Annotated in this window: 11 protein-coding genes; 10 read left to right on the top strand and 1 reads right to left on the bottom strand. The window is 63.5% G+C overall.

Annotation, left to right across the window (positions count from 1 at the left end):
• Positions 1-11 precede the first annotated feature (11 nt).
• The 9 genes from F7R26_RS36060 (at position 12) to pntB (ending at position 11,305) form a co-directional block, all read left to right on the top strand.
• Entirely contained in the window at positions 12-1,661 is a 1,650-nt protein-coding gene (locus tag F7R26_RS36060; protein WP_058697514.1) for an AMP-binding protein, read from the top strand.
• Positions 1,662-1,688: 27 nt separating this feature from the next.
• Positions 1,689-2,456 (top strand): glucose 1-dehydrogenase, encoded by a 768-nt coding sequence (locus tag F7R26_RS36065; protein ID WP_058697515.1) that lies wholly within the window; start codon positions 1,689-1,691, stop codon positions 2,454-2,456.
• An 18-nt stretch (positions 2,457-2,474) separates the two neighbouring features.
• A complete protein-coding gene (gene badI, locus F7R26_RS36070) occupies positions 2,475-3,275 on the top strand; it encodes a 2-ketocyclohexanecarboxyl-CoA hydrolase (protein WP_058697516.1) in 801 nt (266 codons plus the stop codon).
• Entirely contained in the window at positions 3,272-4,045 is a 774-nt protein-coding gene (locus F7R26_RS36075; protein WP_058697517.1) for an enoyl-CoA hydratase/isomerase family protein, read from the top strand. The genes badI and F7R26_RS36075 overlap by 4 nt, the downstream gene beginning before the upstream one ends.
• Before the next feature lie 80 nt (positions 4,046-4,125).
• Positions 4,126-5,001, top strand: a complete 876-nt coding sequence (locus F7R26_RS36080) for a DMT family transporter (protein WP_058697518.1) — start codon at positions 4,126-4,128, stop codon at positions 4,999-5,001.
• Between the two features lie 29 nt (positions 5,002-5,030).
• Positions 5,031-5,825 (top strand): enoyl-CoA hydratase-related protein, encoded by a 795-nt coding sequence (locus F7R26_RS36085; protein ID WP_058697519.1) that lies wholly within the window; start codon positions 5,031-5,033, stop codon positions 5,823-5,825.
• Between the two features lie 147 nt (positions 5,826-5,972).
• On the top strand, positions 5,973-7,766 hold the full coding sequence (locus tag F7R26_RS36090; RefSeq protein ID WP_058697520.1) for an acyl-CoA dehydrogenase: 1,794 nt from the start codon (positions 5,973-5,975) through the stop codon (positions 7,764-7,766).
• A 434-nt stretch (positions 7,767-8,200) separates the two neighbouring features.
• Entirely contained in the window at positions 8,201-9,823 is a 1,623-nt protein-coding gene (locus F7R26_RS36095) for a Re/Si-specific NAD(P)(+) transhydrogenase subunit alpha (RefSeq protein ID WP_058697521.1), read from the top strand.
• A gap of 24 nt (positions 9,824-9,847) precedes the next feature.
• On the top strand, positions 9,848-11,305 hold the full coding sequence (gene pntB / locus F7R26_RS36100; RefSeq protein ID WP_058697522.1) for a Re/Si-specific NAD(P)(+) transhydrogenase subunit beta: 1,458 nt from the start codon (positions 9,848-9,850) through the stop codon (positions 11,303-11,305).
• 118 nt (positions 11,306-11,423) lie between these two features.
• On the opposite strand, the gene F7R26_RS36105 is transcribed toward pntB, so the two are convergent.
• Positions 11,424-12,323 carry a helix-turn-helix domain-containing protein gene (locus F7R26_RS36105; protein WP_058697523.1) on the bottom strand — a complete coding sequence of 300 codons (900 nt, stop codon included), beginning with the start codon at positions 12,321-12,323 and terminating at the stop codon, positions 11,424-11,426.
• A 687-nt stretch (positions 12,324-13,010) separates the two neighbouring features.
• Here F7R26_RS36105 and F7R26_RS36110 point away from each other — a divergent pair.
• Positions 13,011-14,249, top strand: coding sequence for an aminotransferase-like domain-containing protein (locus tag F7R26_RS36110; RefSeq protein ID WP_058697524.1), 1,239 nt, complete (start codon positions 13,011-13,013; stop codon positions 14,247-14,249).
• Positions 14,250-14,381 lie beyond the last annotated feature (132 nt).

Here is a 14,381-nt window from a genome sequence, read left to right on the forward strand (position 1 = left end):
CGGAGAAAAGCATGACGAACAAGTTCAAGCAAGACCTCGATAAGAATCCCGGCAACTACCGGCCGCTGACCCCGCTGGGGTTTCTCGACCGTGCGGCGGATGTCTATCCAGACCGCATCGCCGTCATCCACGGCGAGCGGCGCTATACCTGGGCCGCGTATGCCGAGCGCTGCCGCAGCCTGGCGCGTGCCCTGATCGGTGCGGGCATTGAGCGCGGCGACACGGTCGCCATCCTCGCGGCCAATATCCCGGAGATGCTGGAGGCGCAATTTGGCGTGCCGATGGCGGGCGCGGTCGTCAACTCCATCAATATCCGCCTGGATGCGGCAGCGATCGCCTTCATCCTGCAGCACTCGGAGACCCGTTTGCTGTTGGTGGATCAGCAGTTTGCAGATGTGGCGCGTGCGGCGGTGAAGCTTTCCGGCATGCAGATGGATGTCGTGGACATCCGTGGCAGCGACGTCCCCGATGCCGAGCCGGTCGGCGTGATCGACTACGAGAGCTTCTTGGCTAATGCGCCGGCTGATGCGCAGCTGCGGTACCCCGAGGACGAGTGGGATGCCGTCGCGTTGAACTACACCTCGGGAACCACGGGCAATCCGAAGGGGGTGGTCTACCACCACCGCGCGGCCTATCTCAATGCCCTGGGCACCGCCATCTATGCGCGGCTGAACATCGGAACGCCGGTCTATCTGTGGACCTTGCCCTTGTTCCATTGCAACGGCTGGTGCTATGCCTGGGCCATGGCAGCCGTGGGCGGCACGAACGTGTGCTTGCGCAAGGTTGTCGCCGAAGACATCTACGAAGCCATCGGCCGACATGGCGTGACGCATTTCTGTGGTGCGCCGGCGGTGCTGAGTTCGCTGGTGGCTGGCAAGCCGCAGAACTGGAGCAATCCAAGCTCACCCATTCTGGTTGCTTGCGCCGGTGCCTCGCCGCCGGTGTCAGTGATCGCGCAAACCGAGGCGCTGGGTTTCGAGGTGCTGCATGTATATGGCATGACCGAACAGCACGGCGTCAACACGGTGTGCGTGACCCAGGATTCCTGGGCCGCCATGGCGCCGGAGGAGAGGTCGCGCCACATGGGCCGCCAGGGCGTGCGCACGGCCGTGGCGGGAGACATGATCGTGGCCAATCCCCATACCCTCCAGCCGGTGTCGCGGGACGGCAAGACGATTGGCGAGGTGTTGTTCCGCGGGAACCTGGGCATGAAGGGCTACCTCAAGAATCCCGAGGCCACACGCGAGGCCTTCCAGGGCGGCTGGATGCACAGCGGTGACCTGGCCGTGGTGCACGAGGACGGCTACATCGAGATCAAGGACCGCTCCAAGGACATCATCATCTCCGGTGGCGAGAACGTCTCGTCCATCGAGGTCGAAGAAGTGCTGTTCACGCATCCGGCGGTGTTCCAGGTCGCAGTGGTCGCTGTGCCTGATGCGAAGTGGGGTGAAGTGCCCTGTGCTGTGCTGGAACTGCATCCGCAGTACGTAGGCACGCTGACGCAGGAGGAGGTCATCCAGTTCTGCCGCTCCAGGCTTCCGGGCTTCAAGACACCCAAGCACGTGATCTTCGAGCCGATCGTGCGCACCGCGACCGGCAAGCTCCAGAAATTCAAGCTGCGCGACCATGTCGCTCAGGTCATCGCCAACCGCAACTACTGACTCGTTTTACTACAGGAGAGCATTCCTATGCGTGGACTCAAAGACAAAGTCGCCATCATCACTGGCGCAGCCGGCGGCATCGGGCGCAGCCTGGTGCAACGCTTCCTGGAAGAGGGCGCGCGCGTTGCCGCCCTGGATCTGAACCAGGCCGGCCTCGATGAACTCAAGGGCCAGTTCCAGCAGTACGCGGGTCAACTGGCCACGGTTCAGCTGGACATCACGGATCACGATGCGGTTGCCAAGGCCGTGCAGAGGATCCATGCCGACCTCAAGCAGATCGACATCCTGGTCAACAACGCTGGCTGGGACGTGGCCATGCAGTTCGTCGAGACCACTCCCGATCTGTGGGACAAGCTGATCGCGATCAACCTCAAGGGGCCGCTGAGCCTGCAGCACGCCGTGGTTCCTCTCATGGTGGAGGCTGGTGGCGGCAAGATCGTCAACATCGCCTCCGATGCGGGCCGCGTCGGCTCGTCGGGAGAATCGGTCTACGCTGCTTGCAAGGGCGGCATCATCGCCTTCAGCAAGACGCTGGCACGCGAGACCGCGCGCAACAACGTGCGCGTCAACGTGGTGTGTCCCGGTCCGACCGACACCGCGCTGCTGCAGTCCTTCACGGGTGGCGGTGAGTTCGGCCAGAAGATCTACGACGGCCTGAAGCGTGCCATCCCCCTCAAACGCCTCGGCCAGCCCGAGGACATTCCCGGCGCCGTGGCGTTCCTCTCGAGTGACGATGCCAACTTCATCACCGGCCAGGTCATGTCGGTGTCCGGTGGCCTGACCATGCACGGCTAACCCCATCAGGAGACGAACATGAGCGACTACACCGACATTCTCTACGAAGAAAAGGGCGGCGTTGCCCGCATCACGATCAACCGCCCCGAGAAGTACAACGCCTTCCGTGGCAAGACCTGCGATGAGCTGATCGACGCGCTGCACCGCGCCGGCTGGAACAAGGCTGTTGGCGTCATCGTGCTGACCGGCGTGGGCGACAAGGCGTTCTGCACCGGCGGCGACCAGTCCGCGCATGACGGTGGTTACGACGGCCGTGGTCTGGTCGGCCTGCCGGTCGAGGAGCTGCAGGGCTTGATCCGCGAGGTGCCAAAGCCCGTGATCGCCCGCGTCAACGGCTATGCGATCGGCGGCGGCAACGTGCTGGTGACCTGCTGTGATCTGGCGATTGCTTCCGAGACGGCGCAGTTCGGCCAGGTCGGCCCCAAGGTCGGCTCGGTGGATCCCGGCTTCGGCACGGCGTTCCTGGCCCGCGTGGTCGGTGAGAAGAAGGCCCGTGAGATCTGGTACCTGTGCCGTCGCTACAAGGCGCAGGATGCGCTGGCCATGGGCCTGGTCAATGCCGTGGTGCCCGCCGACCAGCTCGATGCCGAAGTGCAGAAGTGGTGCGATGAAATCCTGGCGCTGAGCCCCACGGCTATCGCCATCGCCAAGCGCTCCTTCAATGCCGACTCGGATTCGATCCGCGGTATCGGCGGCCTGGGCATGCAGGCGCTGGCGCTGTACTACGGCACCGAGGAGTCGCACGAGGGCGTCAAGGCCTTCATGGAAAAGCGCAAGCCCCGCTTCCGTCCCCAGCCTGACGAAGGCAGCCAGGCATGAGTGCCGAACTGACCTACCGTGAGGATGTCGCGGTACTGACGCTGAACCGTCCGAAGGCATTGAATGCCTTGAACGCCGAAATGGTGGGCGAGATCGCGGAGCGCCTTGACGAGGTTGCTGTGTCGAAGGCTCGGGCGCTGCTCATCGTTGGCGCAGGCGGTGGCAAGGCCTTTTGCGCCGGCGCCGACGTGGGCGAACTGCAGGGCAAGAATGCCGACCAGCAGCGCAAAACCGCACGGCGTGGTCAGTTGGTGTTTGCCAAGCTGGACAGGCTGCGCATCCCCTCGGTCGCCGTTATTACCGGGGTGGCGTTCGGGGGCGGGCTCGAACTGGCGATGGCCTGCACCTTTCGCATCGCGACGCCCACGTCGCGCCTCGGGCTCCCCGAAATCAAGCTGGGCCTGATTCCCGGCTACGGAGGCACGCAGCGTCTGCCCCGCTTGGTTGGCGTTGGGCGAGCCGTCGAGCTGATTGCCAGCGGCCGTGCGATCGATGCCCAGGAAGCTGAACGCATCGGTCTCATCCATCGCATCGTCGAAGCCGAAGACCCGGTCGATGCGGGAGCCGCTTACCTGAAAAGCCTCGGAGAGCCGTTTCCGGCATCGCTGGGCCATGCACTCGAGGCCATCCGGCATTCGCAGTCCATGCGCCTGGAGGATGGGCTGCAGGAGGAGGCAGAGTGCTTCTCGGCGGCGACCCAGACCTGGGATGCCGATGAAGGCGTCACCGCCTTCCTGGGCAAGCGCAAGCCTCAGTTCGCCGGACATTGAGCGCGTCGCCTTCAGACCAGGAGTCCCTTATTTCCAGCGACCTTCATCTCCCGGAGCCGGTGCATGCGGCGGCGAGTCCGATGCTGGTGCGCTCGATGCCCTTTGTGTTTGTGGTCATCTGGGCCACGGGCTTTGTGGTTGCCCGATACGGCATGCCGCATGCACCGCCGATGAAATTCCTGGCGGCGCGCTATGCCTTGTCGGTCGGCTGCTTTGGCGTCTGGGCGCTTGCCGCGCGGGCGACCTGGCCGCAGGGCGCGCGGGGTTGGCTGCACCTGAGCGTCACCGGGATGCTGATGCACGCCATCTACCTTGGCGGCGTCTGGAGCGCGGTGAAGCTGGGGATGGGCGCGGGTCTGACTGCACTGCTCGTCGGGTTGCAGCCGGTTCTGACAGCGATCTGGCTCTCCCGCCGAGGCGGCCGAGTGACAGGGGCGCAATGGGTTGGCCTTTTTCTCGGACTGCTGGGCTTGCTGCTGGTGGTGTGGGCGAAGCTGGGCTTCGGAGAGGTCGGCCCTGCCAGCTTGGGTGGTGCGCTGCTGGCCCTGCTGGGCATCACGGCGGGAACGCTTTACCAAAAGCGGTTCGTGACGCCCTGCGATGTCCGCACTGCCAGCTTCATCCAACTGCTGGCGGCGTTTGCGGTCACCACGCCCCTGGCGTTGCTGGAAACGGAGCCGATGCAGTGGGTCGATGCCGCAGGAGGACTGAATTCCGAATTGGCAGGGGCCATGGCCTGGTCGGTGCTGGGGCTGACGTTGGGGGGCAGTTCTCTGCTGTACCTGCTGATCCAGCGTGGCGCCGCAACCTCCGTCACCAGTCTTTTCTACCTCGTGCCTCCGACCACAGCGGTGATGGCGTGGATGCTTTTTGGTGAGCCGATCACGGGCCTGACGGTCGCCGGTACGGTGGCCACTGCAATCGGCGTGGGAATCGTCGTGCGTAAGCAGAACTAAGTTCGATCACTTCCCGAAGGAGAAGGACCATGACATTCAAGAACATTCTGTTCACGGTCGAAAGCGGTGTGGCTCGCATCGTCCTGAACCGGCCGGAAAAACTCAACAGCCTCGACGCGGCGACCATGGTTGAGATCCATGAGGCCATGTCCCGCATTGAAGCCGATCGCCAGTTGCGGGTTCTGGTGCTCGGCGGGGCGGGGCGCGCCTTCTGCGCGGGACAGGATCTCGCCGATCCCGCCATGCAGGCCGTCGATGGCAAGTTGCCGGACATCGGCAATCTCGTGGAGCGGTATTTCAAGCCGCTGGTGATGCGCTTGCAGAACCTGCATGTCCCCACGGTCGCGGCGGTTCAAGGGTTGGCTGCCGGAGGCGGTGCCTCCATTGCCCTGGCCTGCGATCTGGTGGTCGCAGCGCAATCCGCGTATTTCCTGCAGGCCTTCTCCAGGATCGGGCTGACGCCGGATACCGGGAGTACGTGGTTCCTCACGCGATCCGTTGGCACTGTGCGTGCGCTCGGTCTGGCAATGCTCGCCGAGAAGCTGCCGGCCACCAAGGCGGCCGAATGGGGACTCATCTGGCAGGTGGTCGACGACTCGGAATTCGCAAGCGCCATCGACGCTCTGGCAGCACGGATCGCCCGGATGCCGACGAAGGCGCTGGTACGCACTCGGCAACTGATGCATGCGGCCACCGGCCATACCTTGGAGCAGCAACTGTTCATGGAGGCCAGCTTCATTCGCGAAATGGGATGGAGTGCCGACTATCGCGAAGGCTTGCAGGCATTTACAGAAAAGCGGGCTCCGAACTTCACCGGCGAGTGACCGGCATGTTGTCGCAGCCAGTCCCTGCCAATGTCTCAGGCGCTGGCTCTGCCGGAACCAGGCACCCAACCCAGTTGGGGAGACGAACAAGAAATTTTTCCACCTGTTTGCATTGATGGACGCAAACGCTTCGCCATAGGAGGCCCTATGAGTCACTACACACCACCCATGCAGGACATGCAGTTCGTGCTGAATGAACTGGCGGACCTGCACGAAATTGCGGCGCTGCCCGGCTATGGCGAGGCCACTCCAGATGTCGCTCGAGCCGTGCTGGAAGAGGCTGGGGTTTTTGCCTCCGAGGTCATCGCGCCTCTGAATCATTCGGGCGACGTCGAAGGTGTTCGCCTGGAAGACGGCCTCCCGCGCATGCCTGCCGGATGGGCGCAGGCCTATGCGCGCTTTGTCGAAGCTGGCTGGCCGGCACTGGCCGCCCCCGAAGAACTGGGCGGACAGAACCTTCCCGGTGTGCTGGCCGCTGCGGTCGAAGAAATGTGGAACAGCGGGAGCGTGGCGTTCGGCCTGCTGAGCCTGCTGTCACGGGGGGCGGTGAACGTATTGCGGCACGCGGGCTCGCCCGAACTGCAGCAGCGGTACTTGCCGCGCATGATCAGCGGCGAATGGACCGGCACGATGGTGCTAACCGAGCCCCAGGCAGGCTCCGACCTGTCCGCTGTGCGTACCCGCGCTACCCGCGCAGCCGATGGCGCTTATCGGCTGCACGGCACCAAGATCTTCATCACCTATGGGGACCATGATCTCGTCCCTAACGTGGTGCATCTGGTGCTTGCCAGGGTCGAAGGCGCCCCGGCCGGAACCAAGGGGATCTCGCTGTTCGCGGTGCCCAAGGTCCTGGTCAACGACGATGGTTCGCTGGGCGAGCACAACGACGTCCGGGCGGTGTCGATCGAGCGCAAGCTTGGCCTGCACGCCACGCCCACTTGCGTCATGGCCTTTGGCGATGGGGCGGGAGCGGTGGCCCATCTGGTCGGCGAGGAGAACCGCGGGCTGGAATACATGTTCATCATGATGAACTCGGCGCGTTTCGCCGTGGGTCTGGAGGGCATCGGCTTGGCCGAACGCGCGTACCAGAAAGCCAGGGATTATGCACGGGAGCGGGTTCAAGGTGTGGAGCAGGGCGGCGAGACTGGCGCCAAGGTTCCGATCATCCGCCACCCTGATGTGCGCCGCATGCTGTTGAGCATGAAATCCCGGATCGAGGCCATGCGCGCGCTGGCGGCGGTGATGGCGGGAAGCATGGACCAGGCGGCGCTCAATCCGGATGCGGAAGTCCGGGATGCCCACCAGGCTTTCGTCGAACTGATGATGCCTATCGCCAAGGGATGGTTCACGGAAACCGGGCTGGATGTTGCCTCCATGGGCATCCAGGTTCACGGCGGCGTGGGCTTTATTGAGGAAACCGGGGCGGCCCAGTATCTGCGCGACGCTCGCATCACGACGATCTATGAAGGTACCACGGGCATCCAGGCGATGGATCTGGTTGGACGCAAGATCGGTCGCGATGGCGGACACGCGATCGGCGCGGTGATCGTGCGCATGCGGCAGGTGCAGGCCGACCTGGCATCCCACGCGCATGCCGAACTGCGCGCTATCGGGGCTCAGCTGAACAAGGGCATCGGCGATCTCGAGGCGGCAGTCGAATCGCTCGTGAAGTCGTGGGCAGGCGGCCCCAAGCCTGCTCTGGCGGGATCTGGGCCGTTCCTGGAGCTCTTGGGTATCGTGGCGGGTGGGTGGCAGATGGGTCGCGCCGCATTGGCTGCGAACCGGCTCCTTGAATCGGATCCAGGTTCGGAATTTTTGAGCAGCAAGATACTGAGTTGCCGCTTCTACGTTGACCACGTTCTTTCCAAGTCGGCGGGGCTGCGTCATACCATCGTTTCTGGCGCTGGCGCCACGCTGGCGTTCCCTGAAGCGGCGTTTTGAAGAGGCGACGACTTGCAATGCCATTGCGCGAACACAGTTAGTGTTTTGTGCTGTAAATGCGCGAGCGTTGTGATCGCGTGGTCGAGTGGCCTGACTCTACGGGAAGCCTTGGCAAGGCTTCCGGCGAGGAAGGTCGTATGCGAAAACCACGCTGCCTATTTTTCACGCTGCTGTAGGTGTTAGTTCCGAATACTCGTCCGTGCACCGTGGCGATTTGGGTCGGCGGATCTTCATGAAAGAGAAGGTATTACGGGGTAGTGTCTTCAAACGTTCCTTCGAGGGCTGGTGCGGCGCCATATCTCAGTCGGCTCCTGGCTTCTTTGGGGCCGCTTGCCGTTGCAAGCGGTCACTCGGCGAGGTTTCGCTCGGATCCCCAGCCCAACGGGCATAGGGCCATACCAGAAGGATTACCAAATATCAGGAGAGGATCTTTCATGCAGACAGACCCAAGCTTGGCAGCGCAGCGCAGTGACACCCAGCGCATCGGCGTCCCCCGCGAAACTTTCCCCGGCGAAAAACGTGTAGCCACCGTGCCCGACGTGGTGGAAAAACTCATCAAGCTGGGCTTTTCGGTCGCCATCGAATCGGGCGCGGGCGAGGCCGCCAACTTCAGCGACGAAGCCTATCGCGCCGCCGGGGCCGAAGTGCTGCCGGATGCCGCGGCGCTGTGGGCCGCCTCGGACATTGTCTTCAAGGTGCGCCCGCCCTGCCCCGAGGAAGTGGGCCTGATGCGCCAAGGCGGCACACTGATCGACTTCATCTGGCCGGCGCAGAACCCCGAGCTGATGCAGCAGCTCGCCGCCAGGAAGGCCACGGTCCTCGCCATCGACTGCCTGCCGCGCACACTTTCGCGCGCCCAGAAGATGGATGCGCTGACCTCTACGGCTGGCGTCTCCGGTTACCGCGCCGTCATCGAGGCGGCCCATGCCTTCGGCCGCTACTTCAATGGCCAGATCACGGCGGCGGGCAAAGTACCGCCTGCCAAGGTGTTCATCGCCGGTGCCGGCGTGGCGGGCCTCGCCGCCATCGGCACGGCGGCCAATCTGGGCGCCATCGTGCGGGCCAACGACACGCGTGCCGAGGTGGCCGACCAGGTCAAGTCGCTGGGCGGCGAGTTCGTCAAGGTGGACTACGAGGAAGACGGCTCCGGCGGCGGCGGCTACGCCAAGGTCATGAGCGAAGGCTTCCAGGCCGCGCAGCGCCAGATGTACGCCCAGCAGGCCCAGGACGCGGACATCATCATCACCACCGCGCTGATCCCCGGCAAGCCCGCACCCAAGCTCATCACCGCCGAGATGGTGCAGAGCATGAACCCCGGCAGCGTGATCGTGGATATGGCCGCCGAGCAGGGCGGCAACTGCGAACTCACGGTGCCCGGCGAGGCCGTGGTGCGCCATGGCGTGACCATCATCGGCTACACGGACCTCGCGTCGCGCTTGGCCAAGCAATCGTCCACGCTGTACGCCACCAACCTGCTGCGCCTGACCGAGGAACTGTGCAAGGCCAAGGACGGCGTGGCCGTGGTCAACATGGAGGACGACGCGATCCGCGGCCTGACCCTCATCAAGGATGGCGCTATCACCTGGCCGGCCCCGCCGCTCAAGGCTGCGCCCGTGCCGGCGCCCAAGGCGGCGGCGGTCCCCGTCGCCGAGAAGAAGAACGGCCACGGCCATGGCGCCGGCGCGCCCATGTCCGCCAAGGCGCTGACCCTCATCTTCTGCGTGGCGGCCGTGCTGTTCTGGTGTATCGGCGCCTATGCGCCCGCGGCCTTCCTGAGCCACTTCACGGTGTTCGCGCTGGCCTGCTTCATCGGCTACATGGTGGTGTGGAACGTCACGCCCGCGCTGCACACGCCGTTGATGAGCGTGACCAACGCCATCTCCAGCATCATCGCCATCGGCGCGCTGGTGCAGATCGCGCCGCCCGACGGCGTGGGCGGCGGGCGGCCGGACGAGCTGATCCGCTGGCTGGCCTTTGCTGCGCTGGTGCTCACGGCCGTCAACATGTTCGGCGGCTTTGCCGTCACGCGCCGCATGCTGGCCATGTTTCGCAAATAACCAGAACGACGAGGAGAACGGAACATGTCCCACAGCTTGTCGACGGTGGCCTACCTGGGCGCCGCCATACTTTTCATCCTGAGCCTGGGCGGGCTCTCGAACCCCGAAACCTCGCGCCGCGGCAACCTGCTGGGCATGGTCGGCATGGCGCTGGCCGTGCTGGCCACGGTGTTCGGCCCGCGTGTGAGCTCGGGCGGCATTGCCTGGATCGTCATCGCGCTGGTCATCGGCGGCGGCATCGGCTTCTACGCCGCGAAGATCGTAAAGATGACCCAGATGCCCGAACTGGTCGCGCTCATGCACAGCCTGGTGGGCCTGGCGGCCTGCCTGGTGGGTTTTGCCAGCTATGTCGATACCTCGGTGCAGTTCAGCGGCGCCGAGAAGGCCATCCATGAGGTGGAGATCTACGTCGGCATCCTGATCGGCGCCGTCACCTTCTCGGGCTCGCTGATCGCCTTCGGCAAGCTCAACGGCAAGATCGGCGGCAAGCCACTGCTGCTGCCCGCGCGCCACTGGCTCAACCTCGTTGCGCTGCTGGTGGTGATCTGGTTCGGCAAGCAGTTCCTGGGCACCCACGAAAGCGGCGCCGGCATGACGGCCCTGGTCGTGATGACCGTGATCGCGTTGCTATTCGGTGTGCACATGGTGATGGCCATCGGCGGCGCTGACATGCCGGTGGTGGTGTCCATGCTCAACAGCTACTCGGGCTGGGCCGCGGCCGCCACCGGTTTCATGCTGAACAACGACCTGCTGATCGTCACAGGCGCGCTGGTGGGCTCGTCGGGCGCGAGCCTGAGCTACATCATGTGCAACGCGATGAACCGCAACTTCATCAGCGTGATCGCCGGCGGCTTCGGCTCCGGCGCGGGCAAGTCGGCCAAGAAGGGCGAAGCCGCCTCGCCACAAGGCGAGGTCACGCCCATTAGCGCCGCCGAAACCGCCGAGATGCTGCGCGAGGCAAAGAGCGTGGTCATCGTGCCGGGCTACGGCATGGCCGTCGCGCAGGCCCAGCACACGGTCAACGAGATCACCAAGGCGCTGCGCGAGAAGGGCGTGGATGTGCGCTTCGCCATCCACCCGGTGGCCGGCCGCATGCCGGGCCACATGAACGTGCTGCTGGCCGAGGCCAAGGTGCCCTACGACATCGTGATGGAGATGGACGAGATCAACGAGGACTTCCCGGACACCGACGTGGCGATGGTCATCGGCGCCAACGACATCGTGAACCCGGCGGCGCAGGACGATCCGACCAGCCCGATCGCGGGCATGCCGGTGCTGGAGGTCTGGAAGGCCAAGCACTCGATCGTCATGAAACGCTCCATGGCTTCGGGATACGCCGGCGTGGATAACCCGCTGTTCTACAAGGAGAACAACCGAATGCTGTTCGGCGACGCCAAGAAGATGCTGGACGAAGGGCTGGCCGCGCTCAAAGGAGGCCGAATGCAGAAGTCGGCTCCTTGGATTGATCCATCGGCTGGATAGGCTCGTATTTGATCCGAATGGAGACCTCGTCCTTGAGCTGTTCGATGACGGCGCGTTGGGGCGGGTGAATTCCCGCGGACGCCATAGACTTCCTCCCGCCCGGGCGCCAACTCGGAATTCAATCCCCCAGGCCCCTGAGTCTCACCTCCTGGACGCGTCGCCACGCACCGGGGGTCATGCCTGCTTCCCCTTTGAAGGCTCTCGTGAAATGGCTCTGCGAAGCGTAGCCACAGGCCAGGGCGATTTGCGCGAGCTCCAACTTGCCGTCGTGAAGAAGAGACTTTGCCCGATCGACACGCCGCTTTGCGACATAAGCGTGGGGGGGCAATCCCACGCTTGCACGGAACATCTTTGCAAAGTGAAAGGTGCTGAGCTTGGCTCGGCAAGCCAACTCTTCGAGCTTGAGGGCAGAGCTCAGATTCGCTTCGATGTACTCGATAATGTTTCTCTGGACAGCGGGAGCCAAGCGGCCTTTTATGACCTCTGTTGTTGCTCGGTTGGTGTGGTGGCGCAGCAGGCGATGAAGAAGCAAATGGCAGGCTGATTCGAGCGCCATTCGATCGGCGAGATCGGACCAGTCGAGGGGAAGGACGGCTCCTCTCACGATCATTGCGAGCGCCGGGTCATCAACGAACGTGAGATCCTGCAGATCGATCCGGCGCGGGGTGATGTCGAATGCTGCATGGGCCTGGTAGGCGAGAACAGCCGGATCGATGTAGAGATGGAACATTCGAATCGGTCCCCCGACGTGCCACCGGCTTGCATGTCCCGCAGGCATCAAACAAAACTTGTCGGGACCTCCTCCAAGCAGTTGCCTGTCCGCACGGACGATCTTGTCTCCACCGTCAAGATACACGCTCAGCGTATGGTGATCCGGCTGGTCGTAGTTCGCCCAACCTTCAGCGTCCCGCCACTCCCATTCCGCAAAGGCAAGGCCGCACGCGGCCGTTCCCTTGCGCCAAAGACGAGCGCTGGTCTGAGAAAGGACCTCGCTCACATGGATCGCGGAAGTCTCCATTTTTTTCACCCCTAGTTTACTCGGGCATCGCACGGTTGAGCCCATCCATCGGGAGTCTGTAAAGGCATTTTGATACATCGGTGCGTTGGCTGCTCTGTCATTTACGGACTCAAGGGCGGTTTGTTGGGACGCAGGGAGGCTCACGGTCAGCCAGTCACATGCAAAAGATGTGCCGCTTCGGCCTTGCCGTTGTCGTGCATTGGCGCCCGATCTTGGCGTTGAGAAACAGTATCGTACGGGATCCCTGTCGGGCAGTCATTTCGTCGGTCGGGACTCTCAGATCTGATCTGACAGGCAACGTCGCCCGGCCCATGGTGATGCCGTATCGCAAAACAATCGGGCAGGCCATTTTGTGTGCCCTGTCAAGGCTGACATCAAGTGGCCTGAGCGATTTGGATGGGTTGTCCGGCGCCCGAAATATTCCCAAGGTGGTGCAACGGCTCCGCAAATCAGAGCAATACGGATGGTGTTAGCCAGCGGTACTGTTGTCGGTACTGTCACCCATGTGTATTCGACGCGGACAGTTCCGCTTGGATCATGCGTTTTCGAAGACAGAGAGACCCCGCTTGAAGAGGTGGCAGGATGGTTGTTGGCACCGGCCGCCCCCCGACGGTTGGGGTGAGTGTGAGTTCGTATTCGCCACGGACCCTGTCGAAGCGTCCATGGCGCCCGAGAAAGGCTTCCAGGATGACTAAACTGGCGCACCAATCCCTCGTGGTCGCTGTCAAGGGACCCCGCTACGCCGCGTGGCTGGCGACAAGGAACGACCTGACGGCTCGCTTTGTCGCCGCCGGGCGTATTCCGGGTTTGATCAATCTTGCCGGGGGATTGCCCGAGCCGACAGTTTTTCCGACTGAGGAGTTGGCCACTTACGCTCGGGAGGTGATCTTGAAGCATCCGCAGGATTGCCTCGGGTATGCTCCCACCGATGGTCTTCCGGAGCTGCGCGATGCGATTGCCACGCGCTACAGCTCGCCTGTGCTGCGGTTGCGGCGTGAAAACGTCCTGCTTACCGCCAGCGGCACCCAGAGTCTGGATCTCATTGGGAAGGTGCTGATCGAGCAGGGGGACGTCATTGCTGCCCAGTTCCCCAGCTATGTCGGCGCTATGGACGCCTGGAGGCCACGGGCACCTCGGTATCGCAATCTTGTGCTGGAAGACGACGCGTTCGACCCCCTGTCCTCCTTCGAGGGTGCGCAGTTCGTCTACTCGGTGCCGAACTTCTCCAACCCTACAGGCAGGTTGGTTGGCGTCTCGGTCCGCAATGCGATGGTCGATGCCGCCCACCGGACGGGAGTGTGGCTAGTCGAGGACGATCCCTACTGCGCCCTCCAATACGAGGGAGTGCCTTTGCCTCGGATGATCGAACTCTCGGCTGAGCGCTTGGGGAAGGGAGGGTACGAAGGTCCCATCATCCATCTGGGCAGCGTCTCGAAGGAGTTGGCGCCGGGGCTTCGTGTTGGCTGGATCATCGCAGCCCCCCAGATGATCCAGATGCTGTCCGCGGCAAAGCAAGGTGCGGATCTCTGCTCGAGCGGCCTCAATCAGCGGATTGCCCTGGCCGCCATTGACAGCGGTCTGATGGAGCGGCTGAGCCCTCGGATGGTCGAATTGTATCGGGAGCGGCGCGACGCACTCTGCGCTGCCATGGCGGAACACCTTGCCGAATGGTTTGTGTGGGAGGTGCCTGTTGGTGGAATGTTCGTGTGGGCCACCGCGCGGGATCCTTCGATGGACACTGATCGCCTTGTGTCCGTCGGCACCGAAGTCGGTGTCCTTGCAGGGCCGGGTAGCGCATTTGATCCTTGGGTGAAAAGCCGCAACGCGCTTCGACTGAACTTCACCGCCAATTCTCCTGAGCGGCTCGCCGAAGGGGTGCGCCGTCTGGCCCAGGCAGTTCGAAAACTGAAGTCTGCGGGCGTGTGACCTCAAGCCCGGACAGTGTCCGCAACAAGAGCCACTAGGAGAACATCAATGGCTCAAGTAGTCAGCATCCACACCCCTGGTGGTCGCGCGCTAGAACGCCGCCACACGGCCGGCTGCCTCGTGCTGATGCTC

The sequence above is a fragment of the Cupriavidus basilensis genome, assembly GCF_008801925.2.
Classification (GTDB): domain Bacteria; phylum Pseudomonadota; class Gammaproteobacteria; order Burkholderiales; family Burkholderiaceae; genus Cupriavidus; species Cupriavidus basilensis.